Raw genomic sequence first — 16,271 nt, 5'->3', positions numbered from 1 at the left:
GGCCGAGACCTACCGTGAGCCCGTGGAGCACAGCGATCAGTACACCTTCGACAACCCGGTGACCCGATACGACCGGGTCGAGCCGCCCGTCCAGCACCAGCCCGAGCCCGGCGTCCAGGCCGACATGCAGCCGGTTCCCGACCTCGGTGAAGCGACCTATCGCGGCTCCGGGCGGCTGTTCGGTCGCAAAGCCCTCATCACCGGCGGCGACTCCGGCATCGGCGGCGCGACGGCGATCGCCTTCGCCCGCGAGGGCGCCGACGTCGTGATCGTCCACCTGCCGGCCGAGCAGCGCGACGCCGACCGCATCCTCGGCCTCATCGCCGACGCCGGTGTGCGCGGGCACGCCATCGCCGCCGATATCTCGACCGCCGAGGCATGTCGCGCGCTCGTCGCAGAGGCCGCCGACTTCCTCGGCGGCATCGACATCCTGGTGAACAACGCGGGCAAGCAGGTCGCCGTCGAGCGGCTCGAGGACCTGTCGGACGAGCAGTTCGCGGCCACTTTCCACACCAACGTCTTCGCGAACTTCTGGATCACGAAGGCCGCTCTGCCGCACCTTCCGGCGGGTGCCTCGATCATCAACACCGCCTCGCTCGAGGCGTACAAGCCCGCCCCCGACCGCGTCGACTACGCCGCGACGAAGGCCGCGATCAACAACCTCTCGAAGGGCCTCGCACAGCAGCTCGCACCGCGCGGCATCCGGGTCAACGTCGTCGCCCCCGGTCCTACGTGGTCGGCGCTGCAGGTGAGCGACGGCGTCTCGGACGAGCAGATGCGGGCCTTCGACGACGAGAGCACCTACCAGCGAGCCGGGCAACCGGCCGAGATCGCCCCCGCCTTCGTCTTCCTCGCCTCAGCCGAGTCGAGCTACGTCTCGGGCGAGACGCTCAACGTCAACGGAGGCATGGTCACCCCGTGAGCGACAACCCATTCGCGGTCGTCTCGCTCCGCGGAGACGTACCGCAGCTCGATGACGCACCAGAGGACGCCATCGGCCCCTTCCGCCAGGTCGCGGTCGACGCGGCTCTCGGTGCTGACGGTCTGATCGAGGCCATCGCCGACGCCGAGATCACCACGCCGTGGATCCTCGTGGCCGGCCCTGACGATCAGGGGCTCGCGGAAGACCTCATGGACCGCATCCTCGACGGAGCGCTCGGTGTCTTCGGTCTCGCCGGAGCGGTGCTCGACGCCGCCGAGATTCCCGAGGGCATCCGTGCGCACGAAGTGCCTGCAGCGCTCGCGACAGACGACCTCGCAGCAGCGGTCCGACGCCTGGCGGCCGACATCGCCGCCTGGGGCCCGCGCGTTCCCGAGTCGTGGGCGCGGATCATCGCCTCGTCGCGGACGGATGTCGCCATGCGCGCCACCCTCTCTCGCCGAGCGCTCGTCGACGACCCGGCGTACCATCCGCGAGCGCTCACCCCCGAGCAGCTCGCCCTCCTGCGCGACGTGGCGCGCCGAATCGTGCCCCAGGGCGACGGACCCGCGATCGATCTCGCTGCTCGTCTCGATCGCATGGTCGAGGCGGGGGAGAGCGACGGCTGGCGCCCCACCGGCATGTCGACCGACGTCGAGGCGTATCGCGCCGGGCTCGACGCGCTCGCCGCGATCTGGATGCGCGGGCCCGCCGCCCAGGATGCCGTCATCCGACGGGTGATCGACGGCGACGCCCCCTCGGGCTCCGTCCTCACCCCCGATCAGCTGAGCCTGTGGTTCGAGGATGCCCGCAACGATCTCGCGCGTGTCTGGCTGTCGCACCCGGCGTCGCTGGCGCGCGTGGGCTACACCGGCTTCGCGACCGGGGGCACCGGGCCGGAGCCCGCCGGCTACCTCGTGCTCGCAGCGGGCGAGCGCGAGGAATGGGAACCGGAAGAACTCGGCCGCCTCGGCGCCGCGGAAGGACGTACCGAATGAACCTCTCCGGGATGCGCCGGTACGACCTCGACGAGGTCGTGGATGTCGTCGTCGTGGGCACGGGGGCCGGCGGCGGGCCACTGCTCAGCAGGCTCGCGGCACGCGGACTGCGCGTGGTCGCGCTCGAGGCGGGACCGAACCTCGAGATGGACGAGTTCACCCCGGACGAGCGCGAGGCGACCCGCATCAACTGGATGTCCGACCGGTTCAGCGGCGGCGACACCCCCACGGCCTTCGGCCCGAACAACAGCGGCTGGGGCGTCGGCGGTGGGACGCTGCACTGGGGTGCGTTCACGCCCCGACCCGACCGCCGCGATCTTTCGTTGCGCAGCGAGACGGGACAGGGGCGAGACTGGCCGATCGAGTACGACGAGCTCATCCGTTACATCGTCGAGGTCGAGCGAGTCATCGGAGTCAGCGGGCCGACCCCCTACCCGTGGGATCCGCAGCGCGAGTACCTCGACGGTCCGACCCGCCGCAACGCCCCGGCAGATCTCGTGCTGCGAGGGTGCGAGCACCTGGGCATCACGGCGACCGATGCGCCTGCAGCCATCATCACCCGCGACCGCGAGCAGCCGCACTACGGTCAGCGCAAGGCCAGCATCGACGTCGGCGGCATCCACCAGGGCGACCGCTTCGGCTACAAGGCGACGACGGCGATCACCTATCTGCCCGTCGCCGTGGCGCACGGCGCCGAGATCCGTCCCGACTCGATGGTGCACCGTATCGAGCAGGATGCCGCGGGACGGGTCACCGGCGTCGTCTACCTGCACGACGGAGCCGAGTACCGACAGCGCTGCGCGGCCCTCGTGCTCGCGGGCGGCGGTATCGAGACCCCGCGGCTGCTGCTGAACACCGGGCTCGCGAACTCCAGCGGCCAGGTGGGACGGAACTTCCTCGCCCACGGCGCCGTACAGGTGTGGGGGCGGTTCGACGAGAGCATCCGCGGCTACCGCGGCTACCCCTCCGCGGCGATCACGGAGGACTTCGTGCGTCCCGACGGCGCCGACTTCGCGGGCGGCTACCTCATCCAGAGCCTGGGCGTCATGCCCCTGACCTATGCGACCTCGCTCGTGCGCGGCGGTTCGCTCTGGGGACAAGACCTCATGGACGCCCTCGACGCCTGGCAGTTCTCGGCGGGCATCGGGATCAACGGCGAGTGTCTTCCGTCGGACGACAATAGGCTGATCCTCTCGGATGAGACCGACGAATGGGGCATCCCGCGCGCGGAGATCAGCTTCTCGCCCGGGCCGAACGAGAAGGCGATCGACGACCACGCCGTCGGTGTCATGACGCGGATCCTCGAGGCCGCCGGCGCACGCGAGACGCGAACGCTCGCGCGGACAGCCCACACGATGGGCACGTGCCGTATGAGCACCGATCCCGCTGACGGCGTCGTCGACCCGGACGGGCGGTCGCACGACATCCCCAACATGTGGATCTGCGACAACTCGACGTTCCCGAGTGCGCTGTCGGCGAATCCGGGCCTGACGCAGATGGCGCTGTCGCTGCGCACGGCGGACCGTCTGCTCGCGTCGGTGTGATCGGCGGGAAGACGGAGGAAGGGCGGATGCCGCGCGTTGCGGCATCCGCCCCTTCTCATGTCGCCTGCTCGATCAGACCTTGGCGAGCTGCTTCTCGCGCTTGCGAGCCACGACGCGACCCCGCACCGAGACGATCAGCACGAGCGCGAGGAGCGCGTAGAGCACGATCGTGATCGGGCTCTGGACGAGCACGGAGAAGTCGCCGTTCGAGCTCATCGCGGCGTCGCGGAGGCTGGTCTCGGCCAGCGGTCCCAGCACCATGCCGATGATCAGCGGCGCGAGCGGGAAGTCGAGGGCGCGCATGAGGAACCCGAGCAGCCCGATGCCGAGCAGCATCAGCAGGTCGAAGGTCGAGCCCGAGGTCGCGTAGATGCCCAGACCGCAGAACACGGTGATGCCCGCGTAGAGGTAGGGACGCGGGATCAGCAGCAGCTTCGCCCACAGCATCGCGAACGGGAGGTTGAGGATCAGCAGCACGATCATCGCGATGAAGAAGCTCGCCAGCAGCGACCACACCAGGTCGGGTGCCCGGTCGAACAGCAGCGGGCCGGGCTGCAGGCCGTACTGGCGGAAGGCGGCCAGCATGATCGCGGCCGTCGCCGAGATCGGCAGCCCGAGTGCGAGGAGCGCGCCCATCGCCATGCCGGTCGTGGAGTTGCCGGCCGCCTCCGGCGCAGCGAGGCCACGGATGGCGCCCCTGCCGAACTGCGGGTCCTTGCGCCGCGCGTCGAGCCGCTTCTCGAGGCCGTAGGCGAGGAAGGTCGGGATCTCCGAACCGCCGGCGGGCACGACGCCGAATGGCAGACCGATCGCGGTGCCGCGTGCCCAGGCGGGCGCGGCTTCCTTCAGCTCGCGGCGCGACAGCCAGGGCCGCCCCGTCGGCTTGATGAGCGCCTTGTTCGAGGTATGCCGTTCGAGGCAGGCGACGTAGATGACCTCACCGAGGGCGAGGATCGCGACCGTCACCGTGACGAGGGAGATGCCGTCGAACAGGTTGGGGGAGTCCATCGTGAAGCGCGGAGCGCCCGAGACGCCGTCGATGCCGATGACGGCGATGCCGAGGCCGATGAACAGGGCGGTGAGGCCCTTGACGGCGTTGTCGGTGACGACCGACGACGTCGCCGCGAACGCGAAGACCGCGAGGGCGAAGAACTCCGCCGGACCGAACCTGCTCGAGAAGTCCGCGAGGGCCGGAGCGACGAAGACCACGACGACCGACGCCACGAAGCCGCCGATGAACGCGCCGATGGCCGCGGTCGCGAGCGCCTGCGCCGCGCGTCCGTTGAGCGCCATCTTGTGGCCCTCGAAGGTCGACGCGATCGCCGAGGCCTGGCCGGGCGTGTTCATGAGGATGCCCATGGTCGAGTCGCCGAACAGCCCGCCGAAGTACACGCCCGCGAACATGATGAAGGCAGCCGTCGGATCGAGCGAGAACGTGATCGGCAGCAGCAGGGCGACCGCCATCGACGAGCCGAGGCCGGGAAGAACGCCGACGGCCGTGCCGAGGAGGCATCCCACGAGCACCCACAGCAGGTTGGCGGGGGTCAGTGCGCCGGCGAAGCCCTCGCCGAGAAGCTGAAGCACATCCATGTCAGAACCCTCCGAGGATGCCGGACGGGAGCGGCATCCCGAGCACCATGTCGAAACCGATGTAGGCGATCGAGCTCACCGTGAGCCCCACGACGAGCCCGCCGAGGTGCCTCGTCGAGCCGAAGGCTCGCGCGACGCACCAGAAGAGGAGCCCCGCCGCGATGATCCAGCCCAGGATCTCGAGCAGGAACGCGAAGCCGAGGAACGACAGCACCACCCACAGCAGCGAACGCACGTCGACGCGGACCGGTCGGGCGGCACCGGAGTCGCCCGATTCGGCATCCGGTTCGTCGCCCCCGATGACGTCGGCGGCGACCGCTGCGATGTCGGGCCGTGCGGCGCTCGTCTCGCGCATCTCCTTCACCGCCGAGACGACGAGCGCCGCGGCGAAGATGTAGAGGCCTCCGGCGATGATGGCGGGGAAGAACTGCGGCCCGGGGAACACGGCGTTGGCCGGCACCTTCATCGTGAAGATCCCCACCACCAGATAGGTGGCGAAGGCGGCGATGATCACCGGCATCGTCAGCCCCTTGAGCAGGGCGGCGATGCCGGGGCCCGAGACGAGCCTCAGGCGATCGCCGACGACGGCCGAGGTCGCAGTCGGGTTCGGGGGGAACGTCATAGTCCCATCTCCTCGTACAGGTTCGTGATGCGCTTCTCCTCGTCGTCGAGGAACGCGGTCAGCTCGTCTCCGGTGATGATGCGCTCGGTCCAGCGGTAGCGCTCGATCGCGTCCTGCCACTCGGGAGTGGCGACCGAGTCGAGCACGAGCTCGGTCAACGCGGTCACATCGGCGTCATCGAGCCCCGAGGGTGCCGCGAGCATGCGCCAGTTCGACAGCGAGATGTCGTAGCCCTGCTCGGCGGCGGTGGGGATGTCGATGCCGTCGATCGGCTCGCTCGAGACGAGGGCGAGCGCGCGCAGCCGCCCCGCCTCGATCTGGTCGATGTTGTCGGGGTAACCGCCCGCTGCCGCTTTGGCCGTGCCGTTGAGGAGCGCCTGAATCGCCTCGCCGCCGCCGTCGGACGAGATGTATGTCGTGTCGACCGGGTCGACGCCCGCGGCCAGCGCCAGGTCGGTCACCACGAGCTGGTCGAACGACCCGCCGCCCGTCCACGGGATCGACTTCGGGTTCTCGCGCCAGGCGTTGACGAGATCGTCGAGGGTCTCGTACGGCGAGTCGGCCGGTACGACGATGACGTCGTACTCCTCCACGACAACTGCGAGCGGGGTCACATCGCCGAGCTTCGCGGCCGAGTCGAACTGGATCGTCGCCGCGAGAAGCCCGGTGCCGCCGACGAGCATGTTGCCCGGCTGACCGTCGAGCACCGAGACGTTGCCGAGGGCGATCGTCCCGCCCGCGCCCGGCATGTTCACCACCTGCACGTTGTTCACCAGGCCGTTGGCCTTCTGCGCCTGCTGCAGCTCACGAGCCACGCCGTCCCACCCGCCGCCGGCCGCTGCCGGGGCGATGATCGTCATCGAGGCATTGATCTCCTGGCCGGTGGCGGCCGAGGTGACCGAGCCGATCGCGGCGGTCGCAATGGCGGCCGCCGCGACGGCGCCCCCGATGATGCGGGCCGCGAGCGTGCGGCCGCGGTGCGCCGGGCGCGCGCCGGCGTCTGTCGCGCTATGCGTCATGATCACTCCATTCGCGCGGACATCGTCGTCTCCGCGAGATCGAATTAGGATGGCACTTCGCTGAGCCGCCCCCGAGCGTGGCGGGATTTGTTCTCATAGATGCGCACGGGCACGGCCCGACAGCGTCCGATCGCACGAGGAAGTGGACAGGATGCCGTTCACGGTGAGAGCGTCTGCCGCGCGTCTCGTGCTGCTCGTGCTCCCGTCGGTCGTGACGCTCGCGGCGCTGTCGGCCAGCGTGGCCATCTCCCTTGCGGCGCAGGAGCGCACGATCCGGGAGGCGACGACCGAACGCGTGCTCGAGGTGGCCTCGAGTCTCGCCGACCTTCCGGAGGTGCGCGAAGCCGTGGCCGGAGCGATGAGCGCGGGGTCGCCGAGCGTACTCGCCGACGCGGCCGATCTCGCGCCGGCGACCGCGATCCTGCAGCCGATCGCCGAGCTCGTGGGCGAGGCGGCCGGCGTCTACTACGTCGTCATCACCGACGACGAGGGCGTGCGGATCACCCACCCTCTCGCGTCCGAACGCGGCGTGCAGGTCGAGACCGCCAACGCTTCCGTGCTCGCGGGCGAGACGTTCGTCGGCACCGAAGTCGGCGCGTCGGGGCCGTCGCTGCGCGCCAAAGTGCCGGTGCGCGGCGCCGACGGAACGCCCATCGGGATGGTGGCTGTGGGGGTGCTCGAGTCGCAGATCGCCGGCGAGCTCGACGAGGCCGTCGGCGCCCTGCTGCCCTGGGCCATCGGTGCGCTCGTGGTCGCGACCTTGGCGAGTTCGATCCTGACCGCCGCAGTCGAGCGCCGGTTCCGCCGCCTGGATGTCATCGCGGCCGAGCACGCCCAGATGCGCCGCACCGCGACAGCGCTGCGCGAGCAGTCGCACGAGTTCAGCACCCGGCTGCATGTCATCCACGGCCTGTTGTCGCGCGGCGACACCGACGAGGCTCGCGGATACATCGAAGAGATCGCGAGCGTCCGCCGCCCCGTGGACCCGGGCGGCGACGAGGCAGGCGACGACCAGCCGGTGCTCGCCGCGATGATCCCGACGGTACGCGCCGAGCTGCAGGAGATCGGGGCTCGGGTGCGCTTCGACCTCGACCTCGGCCGCGGTTTCGACCGCGGTTTCGACATCGACGAGGGCATTGTGTCGGTCGTGTCGAACCTCTGCCGCAACGCGGCCGAGGCGGGCGCCGCGAACGTGGTCTGCTCGCTGCGGAATCATGGCTCGCGCATCGTGGGCTCGGTCGACGATGACGGTCCCGGAGTCGAGCCGCGCGTCGCACGGCGTATCTTCGCGGCCGGCTACTCCTCGAAGACCGACACGACGGGGCTCGGGCGCGGGCTGGGACTGGATGTCGTACGCCGGATCGTCACGGCCCGATCGGGGTCGGTCGAGGTCGGACGCTCGCCGCTCGGGGGAGCGCGATTCGCTTTCGAGCTGGAGGCTCCGCGATGACCGGACCGATCCGGGTCCTCGTCGTCGACGACGACCGCGGTGCGCGCGCCCTCCACGCCGGATTCGTCTCCGACACCCCGGGGTTCGTCGTCGTCGCGACCGCGGGCACCGGTGAAGCGGCTCTCGAACGCAGCCGGTCCGGCGTCGATCTGATGCTGCTCGACATGCGGTTGCCCGGCATCAGCGGGATCGAGGTGCTCCACCGGTTGCGTACTCTCGGTGACGACGGGCCCGACGTGCTGGTCATCAGCTCGTCGCAGGATCAGACCACCGTGCGTCAGGCTCTCGCGGCGCGTGTCGTCGGCTATCTCGTCAAGCCCTTCACGCAGGCCGCGCTGAGCGAGCGGCTGGAACGCTATGCGGCAGACCGCGAGCGGCGGCTCGTCACCGACGACCGCGACGCGCTTCTGGCGCAGGGCGAGATCGACCGGCTGCTGTCGACCGGCACCATCCGAACCACCCCGCCGGCGTCATCCGGATCGCACCGGCAAGCGGGACGGATGCCGGGTGGTGGCGACCACGACGCGCTGCCGAAAGGTCTCGCCGCGCCGACGCTCGCGCAGGTCATCGCCGCCCTCGACCCGGTCATCGCCCTGACCGGAGCCGAGGTCGCCACGGCCTGCGGCATCTCTCGCGCGACCGCGAACCGTTACCTGACGCACCTGGTCGAGACCGGCGTCATCCATCTCTCGCATCGCTACGGCAAGCGCGGCCGTCCGCAGGTGCTGTACCGGCTCGCCCCGTCGCCCGAGCGCTGAGCGTCGAGTCCTCACCGGATGCGTTTGTCACGTCGCCTGCCCCGGTGACGCGCCAGGGCGATGCGCGTAGCGTGCGGTGCATGGCCACCGTGACCGCGTGGGCGGCGGAGCTTCGACGACTCGACGCAGACGCGTGGGTCGACTACCTCGTCGAGCACTCCGGCCTGCCCGGTCCGCGGGCGAACACGACACTGGTCGCTGCGGCGGCGGAGGTGGCGGATGCCGGGGTCGTCGACGAGCTCGTGCGGGACGGCGGAGAGTTCCCGATGATGTGCGCGGCGGCGGCGGTCGCCCGGCGAGCGGCCCCGGGCCGGGATGCTCGAGCGCGGCTGTTCGCCGCCGATGACCGGTGGCGCGTACGCGAAGGAGTCGCGCTCGGTCTGCAGCTGCTCGGCGACGCCGACCCGGAGACCCTCGCGACGACCGTCCGGATGTGGGCGGATGACGACAGCCCGCTCGTGGTTCGAGCCGCGGTCGCCGCGATCTGCGAGCCACACGTGCTGCGGTCGCCCGAGATGGCGGCGATCGCCGTCGAGGTGTGCGCACGCGCGACCGAGCGACTGGTGGCGCGTCCCCAGGCCCGACGGCACGACAGCGCTGCCCGCACGCTGCGGCAGACGCTCGGCTACGCGTGGAGCGTCGCGGTGGCTGCGGATCCCGGACCCGGTCTGCTCGCGTTCGAGGCGCTCGACACCGCCGACCCCGACATCGCCTGGATCGTCCGCGAGAACGCGAGCAAGAAGCGGCTGGCGCGTCTGCTCTGACGGTGACGGGCGGCGCAGCATCGGACACCGCGATGGCGGGCGTAGCCTGAACGGATGAGCACGCCCGAGGTCTTGCGATACACCGCGTTCAGCACGCGACCCGAGGGCGGGAACCCCGCCGGCGTGGTCCTGGATGCAGGCGCCCTCGATGCCAGCGCCATGCAGCGCATCGCTGCCGACGTCGACTATGCCGAGACGGCCTTCGTCACCGGCTCGACCGCCGACGGCGCGCGCTCGGTCCGCTACTTCTCGCCCATCGCCGAGGTTCCGTTCTGCGGTCATGCGACGGTGGCCACGGCGGTCGCGCTCGCCGAGCGAGGCCAGGTCGCCGCCGACGGCGCGGTTCGATTCGACACCCCCGTCGGCGTCGTGTCGATCGCGGTCTCGCGCGACGACGACGGCATCCGTGCGTCCTTCACCAGCGTCGAGCCGTCGGTCCGCGACCTAGACGGCACCGATCTCGAGGCGATTCTCGACCTTCTCGGCCTGACGCGGGCAGACCTCGACCCCGCGCTGCCGCCGCGGCTCGCGAACACCGGCAACACGCATCCGGTCGTCGTCCTGGCGGATCAGAAGACCTTCGACGACTTCTCGTTCGATCCCGCCGCGGTTCGGGCGCTGCTCGACGACCGCGGGTGGCCCGCCACCATCACCGTCGCGTTCCGCGCGGCATCCGATCGTTTCCAGGCGCGCAATCTCTTCCCCGTCGGTCGCATCACGGAGGACCCGGCGACGGGGTCGGCGGCCGCATCTTTCGGCGCGTACCTGCGCGCTCTCGGCGCGGTCGAGGTTCCCGCGGTCGTGGTCATCGAGCAGGGGCGACATGTCGGACGACCGGGGGAGCTGACCGTCGACATCCCCGTCAGCGGTGGGATCACCGTCTCGGGGCACGCCGTCGCGATCGCCTGATCAGCTGAGCCTCGCCGCTGCGGTCACGGGCGGTCGGTGCGGATCTGCGCGTTGCGCCCTCCGAGCCACCAGACGAGCGGCCCGGCGATGGGGAAGACGAAGATCCCGATGATCCACAGCAGCTTGCCGCCACCGGTGTAACGGGGCGAGGCGAGGATCGAGATCAGGCTCGAGATGAACAGGATCGCCGCCAGGGCCGCGACCACGGCGAGCACCACGACGACGGATGTCGCAACTCCCGGCATCCAGTCGCGAGGCAGCCAGTCGTCGGACACGACGAGAATTCGCGCGGTTTCGATCATGCTTCCAGCCTCGCGGGGGGCGAGCTCGCTGTCGTGAGCCTGTCGACGGATTTCGCCTACCTCGCCAGGATGACGTTCAATCCGCGATGAGAGTGATCAGCGACATCGCCACGAACGCGACGACCGGCAGCATCAGGACGCCGAGCGCGACGCCGTTGAGTACGAGGTGGTCGCGAAGCAGAGCGAGGTATTCGCGCAGCAGAGCGCTCGGCCGGTAATAGCGGGCGGTGCGCGCGCCGATCGCGTGGCCCGGCATGCCGAGGGTCCGCAGAAGAGTGGCGGCGCGGAATGCGTGATAGTCGCTCGTCACCGCGAGCACCGGGCCCGTGATGCCGCGTTCGGTGAGGATCCGGCGGGTCAGCGTGAGGTTCTCTTCGGTCGTCCGGGATACATCCTCGATGAGCAGGCGTTGGGCGGGGGCGCCGAGCTCTGCGGCGTACTCCGCCATCGCGGCCGCCTCGCTCCGCGGCTCGTCTGCGCCCTGACCGCCCGAGATGACGAGCATCGCGCCGGGGGATCGCTGCAGGGTCTCCACGCCGAGCGCCACGCGTTGGGCGAGCAGCGGCGGCACGCTCCCGTCGCGGCGAAGGCCCGACCCGAGGGTGATGATCGCGGCCGGTGCTGCGCTGCGGCGCGCGATGCGCGCGTACACCGCCGACCAGCAGAGGTAGGCGACGAACCCCATCGCGACGTAGCCGATCGGACCGGCCAGCAGCAGGAGAATGACGGCGAGCTCGAACCATCCCGCCGTGACGGCGACGATGCCGAGGGCAAGGATGGCGAGAACGCCGATTCCGGCCAGGAGCGAGAGGCGGTTCGCCAGCGATCGTCCTTCGCGCTGCAGCATCACCACCCCGTTGGCGAGCAGGGCGACCCCCAGCCCGATCGCGGCGAGCAGAGGGACGATGAAGACCAGCAGGAGCCCGACGACGTCGTTCCCGGGAACGGCGAGCGTGGCGAGCGCCACCGTTAAGCCGAGGATGAAGGTCACTACAGCGGCGACGAGCGAGGTCGCCGCGAGCGTCAGGAGGACGCCCGGCAACATGCGGCGGGAGTCGCGGGCGGCGAGGAGTATCCCGAGCGCCGTGAAGAGGAGTGTGAAGAAGCCGGGCACGTCCTCAGCCTAGAGAGGGGGGATAAGACTACGTGTTCGACGCCGGGTCATCGCTGAGGGTCTCGGACTGCCGGAGAGACCGAGCCATCCGCCGCAGCGCTCGGAACGTCGTCAGCCTGTCGGTGTCATCGAGCCCTGACAGCATCCGCATCTCCACTCCGCGCACTGCGGCGGTGGCGGCGGCTAAGCGCTCGCGCCCGCGTTCGGTGAGCTCGGTCGGCAGCGCCTTGCCGGATGCGGGGGTGCTTGCACGCGTCACCTCGCCGTCGCGTTCGAGCGTCAGCAGCAGGACGTTCATGCTTTGGCGTGTGACGAACGTGCCGCGGGCGAGCTCGGAGTTTGAGAGCCCGGGGCGCTGGGCGAGGAGTTCGAGACACGAGTAGTGGGTGATGTTCATCCCGAGAGGGCGCAGAACGTCTTCCATCGCCGATCGCAGGGCGCTCGAGACCTCTTTCACGAGGTAGCCCATCGACGTCTCCAGGTCGATGCCATCGCCGTCTTGACTCATGTCAGTATTCTGACATACAGTTCAGTGTCAGAAAACTGACACGAGAGGACAGCCTTCATGCCCGTCACCGGACCCGACTTCATCTCCCTTCAGGTGCGCGACCTCGCGGCCGCTCAAGCCTTCTACGAGACCTTCCTCGGGCTCGAGCGCTCGCCGCAGGGCCCGCCGCACGCCGTCGTGTTCGCGACGACACCGATCGCCTTCGCCCTGCGGGACCCGATGCCCGGCGTCGATCTCGACGCAATCGAGCAGCCCGGTCTGGGCGTCGCGCTGTGGTTGCATGCGACCGGCGTGCAGGCTATCCACGACGAACTCCTCGCCGCCGGGCACCGGATCGTCTCGAAGCCTGTCGACGGGCCGTTCGGTCGCACCTTCACCTTCGCCGATCCCGACGGCTACCACGTCACGCTTCACGACCGGACCTGAGCGGCTGTTAGGTTCGCTGGGTGCAGAGTCTGTTCCAGCGAATCGCAGCGACTTCGGCGGCGACACCGTTCGGGGTGATCGTCGTACAGGCGATCGTGTGGGTCGGGATGTCGGCGATCTGGATTCCCTGGGCGCTCGACGGCGGCGACGTCATTCGTATCGTCCTCGCCGTCATCTCACCGTTGCTCGCGCTCTACTGGGTGGTGGCGCTGTTTTTCGGCATCCGTCGACGGCGGCTTGCGCGGACGTCTCGCGACGACTGATCCATTCGTCGCTGGCCGTCGGAGCATCCGTGTGATTGCATCGAACAGATGGATCTCTCGTGGATGTGGTTGTTGCTCATCGCGGCCGGAGCGGCGATGCAGGTCGTCTCGGTGCTCTGGTTCGAACGGCTTCGCCCGGGCATTCCCTACCCGATGTGGACATTCCCCACGCGGGAACCCGGTCGAGTGCGGGCCGTGCGCATCGTCGGGGTCGCCTTCATCATCTTCGGGTCGACCATGTTCGCCTCGTCGCTCTCGGGGCTGTGGTTTCTCGCGCCGATCGCTGTGGCGGTGGCATTCGTGCCGATGCTCGCCGCGATCTATCTCGTGAACGGCGGTTTTACCTCGAGCGGCGGGCAGCGAGCTCAGTCGGCATCATCGGCACCATCCGCGTCATCCGACTGATTGCGGCGACGCGCGTCGGCAGCGACACCCAGCACGATCCCGAGAGAGAGGCCGATCGCGCCGCCGAGCGCGATGTTGTCGAACGCGAGCATGCCGATCGCACTGCCGAGGGGAAGGCCGAGCGCGATTCCGATTGCGACCCCGTTCGCGCCACTGCTCGCGCGATCGCTATTGCTGGCTGAGCCGTCGTTCACGAGGCGCTCCGTCGTTGTCGGGAAACGAGAAATGGCTCAGGACTGGAGGTGCCTGAGCCATTTCTGTGGTCGGATGGGGTCAGTTCGCGGCGCGGTACGCCTCGATCACGGCTGCCGGAACACGGCCGCGCTCGTTGACGGTGTGACCGTTCGAACGCGCCCATTCACGGACGGCCGTCAGGTCGAGGTCGCTCTTGTTCGCGCGCGAGGAGCGCGAACGCGAAGGCGTGTTCGCGCGGATCGAACGAGCGACGTCGACGAACGGCGCCAGAGCCTTGTAGAACTTCTCGGCGTTGTCGTCCGAGAGGTCGATCTCGTAAGCGCGTCCCTCGATCGAGAACGTGATCTGCTTTCCTTCGCCGCTCTCGAGAACGGTTCCGTCGAGATCGTCGATGAGCTGGGTGATTTGTTTGCGGGCCATGGCTGACATATTAGCGGTTCGATCGCGTTACGCATCACCACTCGACAACACTATTTCGTGTCGTCCCCAGCAAAAGACTCAGGCCTTCTGTGCGCGCGCATTGGGAACGCAATGAGTCATCTGAAGACCGGCCACATCACGAGGACCGTTGTGCCCGAGATTGCGCAGTCGCTCGACCTCATCCTCGCTGAGTGTTTGGGACTGCAGGGGCGGCAGATCCTTGATTTCGTCCAGCGTGATTCCCAGGCCCTCGCCGACGCGACGGCCGAGGTCGTCCTCCACCATGTAGAAGTGCCAGAGCATCCGCTCCTGGACGGGACGAGCGGCCTGCCCGATCAGGTCGACGAAGTTCGCCACGAGGTCGTCGCGCTCCCAGTCCTCCATCAGCAGATAGCGTTGGCCGGCCTGCGTGTAGTCATTGGTCCGGGGAATCCGCTTGCGCGTCAGCCGTCCGACGATGTCCGGACCCTGCTCGTCGTGCGTGGGGTACCGGGCTTCGCGGAGCCCGCCGGTGATCGACGGCTCGTAGTTGACGTGGGCATTCTCGCCGCCGTTGTCGACGTAGTACGCCATCTGTCCATCGCGGAGGTTCGTGGCCACCGAGGCGTTCTTCGGTGAATTGACCGGCAGCTGGAGGTAATTCGGCCCGACGCGGTAACGCTGGGTGTCGGAGTACGAGAACGTGCGCCCCACGAGCATCTTGTCGTCGGAGAAGTCCAGGCCATCGACGAGGACGCCGGTGCCGAACGAGATCTGCTCGTTCTCGGCGAAGAAGTTCGACACGTTCCGATTGAGCACCATCTTGCCGACGGCGCGCGGCGGGAACTCGTTCTCGGGCCACACCTTCGTGTCGTCGAGCGGGTCGAAATCGAGCTCGGGATGGTCGTGGTCGTCCATCATCTGCACTCGCAGCTCCCATTCGGGATACTCGCCGCGCTCGATCGCCTCGTACATATCGCGGGACGCGTGGCCGAGATCACCGGCTTGCACGGCGGCGGCATCCGCTTCGGTCATCGAGCTGACGCCGACGGAGGGAATCCAGTGGTACTTCACGAGCTTCGTCTCGCCCTGCTCATTGACCCATTTGTAGGTGTTCACCCCGAAACCCTGCTGGGTGCGATAGTTCGCCGGGATGCCGCGGGGGCTGAAGAGGTTCACGAGCATGTGCATCGACTCGGGCGTCTGCGACATGAAGTCGAAGATGCGCGCCGGTTCCTGCCGGAAGGTGACCGGGTCGGGCTTGAGCGAGTGGATGACGTCGGGGAACTTGATGGCGTCGCGGATGAAGAAGACGCCGAGGTTGTTGCCCACGAGGTCCCAGTTGCCGTCTTCGGTGTAGAACTTCACGGCGAACCCGCGCGGGTCGCGCGCCGCCTCCGACGAATCACGCCCGCCGATGACGGTCGAGAAGCGGACGGCGAGGTCGGTGCGCTTGCCCGGCTCCTGGAAGAGCTTCGCGCGCGTGAACTGCGCGATGGGCTCGTCGCCCCACATGCCGGTCGCCTCGAAGTAGCCGAAAGCGACGAAGCCGCGCGCGTGCACGACCCGTTCGGGGATGCGCTCGCGGTCGAAGTGGCTGATCTTCTCGAGGAAGTGGTAGTTCTCAAGCGTCGCGGGTCCGCGCGCTCCGACCGTCCGCTGGTTCTGGTTGTCGTAGACGGGGTGTCCCTGTCGCGTGGTCAGCTCGGGGCGCTCGTCGCCCTCTGCCGGACCCTGGCTCGATACATCGGTCATCGCGTCCTCCGTATGGTTCGCATCGTGTGGGGATGCGGCCGACGCTACGGGGGAGCGGATGCGGGTGGAAGGGGGTTGCGGGGGCTCACCGTCCGTCGACTCGCCACGAATCGTGGATGCCAGGCCTCCCACATACGCAGGTTCTGGCGAGTCGGCAGATGACGATCAGGTGGTGGGCCCCGTGGGGCTCGAACCCACGACCCGCGGATTAAAAGTCCGATGCTCTACCGACTGAGCTAGAGGCCCTGAGCTTCCCAGCTTAGTAGCCGCGGGCGAGGACCCGAACCGTCAGGCCTCCGGCGCCCGCCGACATCCCGACCCGCCGACATCC

19 protein-coding genes and 1 tRNA gene are annotated in these 16,271 nt (G+C 69.0%); 10 read left to right on the top strand and 10 right to left on the bottom strand.

The window, feature by feature from the left end:
- The first annotated feature begins 22 nt into the window (after positions 1 to 22).
- The 3 genes from MTS1_RS13630 to MTS1_RS13620 are packed head-to-tail and all read left to right on the top strand — an operon-like array spanning position 23 to position 3,461.
- Complete coding sequence (locus MTS1_RS13630) at positions 23 to 922, top strand: SDR family oxidoreductase (protein ID WP_036305880.1); 900 nt, start codon at positions 23 to 25, stop codon at positions 920 to 922.
- Entirely contained in the window at positions 919 to 1,917 is a 999-nt protein-coding gene (locus MTS1_RS13625; protein ID WP_023954954.1) for a gluconate 2-dehydrogenase subunit 3 family protein, read from the top strand. Before MTS1_RS13630 ends, MTS1_RS13625 begins: the two co-directional genes overlap by 4 nt.
- The gene (locus tag MTS1_RS13620) at positions 1,914 to 3,461 is read left to right on the top strand and encodes a GMC family oxidoreductase (protein ID WP_023954952.1); all 1,548 of its coding nucleotides are present in this window, start codon (positions 1,914 to 1,916) and stop codon (positions 3,459 to 3,461) included. The genes MTS1_RS13625 and MTS1_RS13620 overlap by 4 nt, the downstream gene beginning before the upstream one ends.
- Before the next feature lie 72 nt (positions 3,462 to 3,533).
- Here the strand turns inward: MTS1_RS13620 and MTS1_RS13615 are convergent, their stop codons facing one another.
- Genes MTS1_RS13615 through MTS1_RS13605 form a run of 3 tightly spaced genes read right to left on the bottom strand, consistent with a single transcriptional unit; the run spans position 3,534 to position 6,692 of the window.
- The gene (locus tag MTS1_RS13615) at positions 3,534 to 5,051 is read right to left on the bottom strand and encodes a tripartite tricarboxylate transporter permease (RefSeq protein ID WP_023954950.1); all 1,518 of its coding nucleotides are present in this window, start codon (positions 5,049 to 5,051) and stop codon (positions 3,534 to 3,536) included.
- 1 nt (position 5,052) lies between these two features.
- Positions 5,053 to 5,673 (bottom strand): tripartite tricarboxylate transporter TctB family protein, encoded by a 621-nt coding sequence (locus tag MTS1_RS13610; RefSeq protein WP_023954948.1) that lies wholly within the window; start codon positions 5,671 to 5,673, stop codon positions 5,053 to 5,055.
- A complete protein-coding gene (locus MTS1_RS13605) occupies positions 5,670 to 6,692 on the bottom strand; it encodes a tripartite tricarboxylate transporter substrate binding protein (RefSeq protein WP_023954946.1) in 1,023 nt (340 codons plus the stop codon). Before MTS1_RS13605 ends, MTS1_RS13610 begins: the two co-directional genes overlap by 4 nt.
- Before the next feature lie 163 nt (positions 6,693 to 6,855).
- On the opposite strand from MTS1_RS13605, the gene MTS1_RS13600 reads away from it, so the two are divergent.
- The 4 genes from MTS1_RS13600 to MTS1_RS13585 all read left to right on the top strand — a co-directional run bounded on the left by MTS1_RS13600 (position 6,856) and on the right by MTS1_RS13585 (position 10,573).
- Positions 6,856 to 8,142, top strand: coding sequence for an ATP-binding protein (locus MTS1_RS13600; protein ID WP_233494952.1), 1,287 nt, complete (start codon positions 6,856 to 6,858; stop codon positions 8,140 to 8,142).
- Positions 8,139 to 8,900: a response regulator gene (locus MTS1_RS13595; RefSeq protein ID WP_023954942.1), complete on the top strand. Its 762-nt coding sequence runs from the start codon at positions 8,139 to 8,141 to the stop codon at positions 8,898 to 8,900. The genes MTS1_RS13600 and MTS1_RS13595 overlap by 4 nt, the downstream gene beginning before the upstream one ends.
- A gap of 80 nt (positions 8,901 to 8,980) precedes the next feature.
- Complete coding sequence (locus tag MTS1_RS13590) at positions 8,981 to 9,664, top strand: hypothetical protein (RefSeq protein WP_023954940.1); 684 nt, start codon at positions 8,981 to 8,983, stop codon at positions 9,662 to 9,664.
- 54 nt (positions 9,665 to 9,718) lie between these two features.
- Positions 9,719 to 10,573 carry a PhzF family phenazine biosynthesis protein gene (locus MTS1_RS13585; RefSeq protein ID WP_023954938.1) on the top strand — a complete coding sequence of 285 codons (855 nt, stop codon included), beginning with the start codon at positions 9,719 to 9,721 and terminating at the stop codon, positions 10,571 to 10,573.
- A gap of 23 nt (positions 10,574 to 10,596) precedes the next feature.
- Here the strand turns inward: MTS1_RS13585 and MTS1_RS13580 are convergent, their stop codons facing one another.
- From MTS1_RS13580 to MTS1_RS13570, 3 genes are all read right to left on the bottom strand, one after another.
- Positions 10,597 to 10,875 carry a PLD nuclease N-terminal domain-containing protein gene (locus MTS1_RS13580; RefSeq protein WP_023954936.1) on the bottom strand — a complete coding sequence of 93 codons (279 nt, stop codon included), beginning with the start codon at positions 10,873 to 10,875 and terminating at the stop codon, positions 10,597 to 10,599.
- A gap of 76 nt (positions 10,876 to 10,951) precedes the next feature.
- The gene (locus MTS1_RS13575; protein ID WP_023954934.1) at positions 10,952 to 11,989 is read right to left on the bottom strand and encodes a YdcF family protein; all 1,038 of its coding nucleotides are present in this window, start codon (positions 11,987 to 11,989) and stop codon (positions 10,952 to 10,954) included.
- 28 nt (positions 11,990 to 12,017) lie between these two features.
- Positions 12,018 to 12,497 carry a MarR family winged helix-turn-helix transcriptional regulator gene (locus MTS1_RS13570; RefSeq protein WP_023954932.1) on the bottom strand — a complete coding sequence of 160 codons (480 nt, stop codon included), beginning with the start codon at positions 12,495 to 12,497 and terminating at the stop codon, positions 12,018 to 12,020.
- Between the two features lie 57 nt (positions 12,498 to 12,554).
- On the opposite strand from MTS1_RS13570, the gene MTS1_RS13565 reads away from it, so the two are divergent.
- Genes MTS1_RS13565 through MTS1_RS13555 form a run of 3 tightly spaced genes read left to right on the top strand, consistent with a single transcriptional unit; the run spans position 12,555 to position 13,591 of the window.
- Positions 12,555 to 12,923: a VOC family protein gene (locus MTS1_RS13565; RefSeq protein WP_023954930.1), complete on the top strand. Its 369-nt coding sequence runs from the start codon at positions 12,555 to 12,557 to the stop codon at positions 12,921 to 12,923.
- 20 nt (positions 12,924 to 12,943) lie between these two features.
- On the top strand, positions 12,944 to 13,186 hold the full coding sequence (locus MTS1_RS13560; RefSeq protein ID WP_023954928.1) for a hypothetical protein: 243 nt from the start codon (positions 12,944 to 12,946) through the stop codon (positions 13,184 to 13,186).
- A gap of 48 nt (positions 13,187 to 13,234) precedes the next feature.
- Positions 13,235 to 13,591, top strand: a complete 357-nt coding sequence (locus MTS1_RS13555; protein ID WP_023954926.1) for a hypothetical protein — start codon at positions 13,235 to 13,237, stop codon at positions 13,589 to 13,591.
- Here the strand turns inward: MTS1_RS13555 and MTS1_RS13550 are convergent.
- The 4 genes from MTS1_RS13550 to MTS1_RS13535 form a co-directional block, all read right to left on the bottom strand.
- The gene (locus MTS1_RS13550; protein WP_023954924.1) at positions 13,552 to 13,785 is read right to left on the bottom strand and encodes a hypothetical protein; all 234 of its coding nucleotides are present in this window, start codon (positions 13,783 to 13,785) and stop codon (positions 13,552 to 13,554) included. The two genes, MTS1_RS13555 and MTS1_RS13550, sit on opposite strands and share 40 nt — an antisense overlap.
- A 79-nt stretch (positions 13,786 to 13,864) precedes the next feature.
- Positions 13,865 to 14,206, bottom strand: a complete 342-nt coding sequence (locus MTS1_RS13545; protein ID WP_036305878.1) for an Lsr2 family protein — start codon at positions 14,204 to 14,206, stop codon at positions 13,865 to 13,867.
- 78 nt (positions 14,207 to 14,284) lie between these two features.
- Positions 14,285 to 15,940 (bottom strand): catalase, encoded by a 1,656-nt coding sequence (locus tag MTS1_RS13540; RefSeq protein WP_023954920.1) that lies wholly within the window; start codon positions 15,938 to 15,940, stop codon positions 14,285 to 14,287.
- A gap of 170 nt (positions 15,941 to 16,110) precedes the next feature.
- Positions 16,111 to 16,186: transfer RNA gene (locus MTS1_RS13535), tRNA-Lys, on the bottom strand.
- Between the last annotated feature and the right edge of the window lie 85 nt (positions 16,187 to 16,271).

The organism is Microbacterium sp. TS-1, assembly GCF_000509385.1.
In the GTDB taxonomy this organism is placed as follows: domain Bacteria; phylum Actinomycetota; class Actinomycetes; order Actinomycetales; family Microbacteriaceae; genus Microbacterium; species Microbacterium arborescens.
The sequence above is the reverse complement of the archived record's forward strand: the minus strand, read 5'-3'. Positions and strand labels throughout refer to the sequence as shown.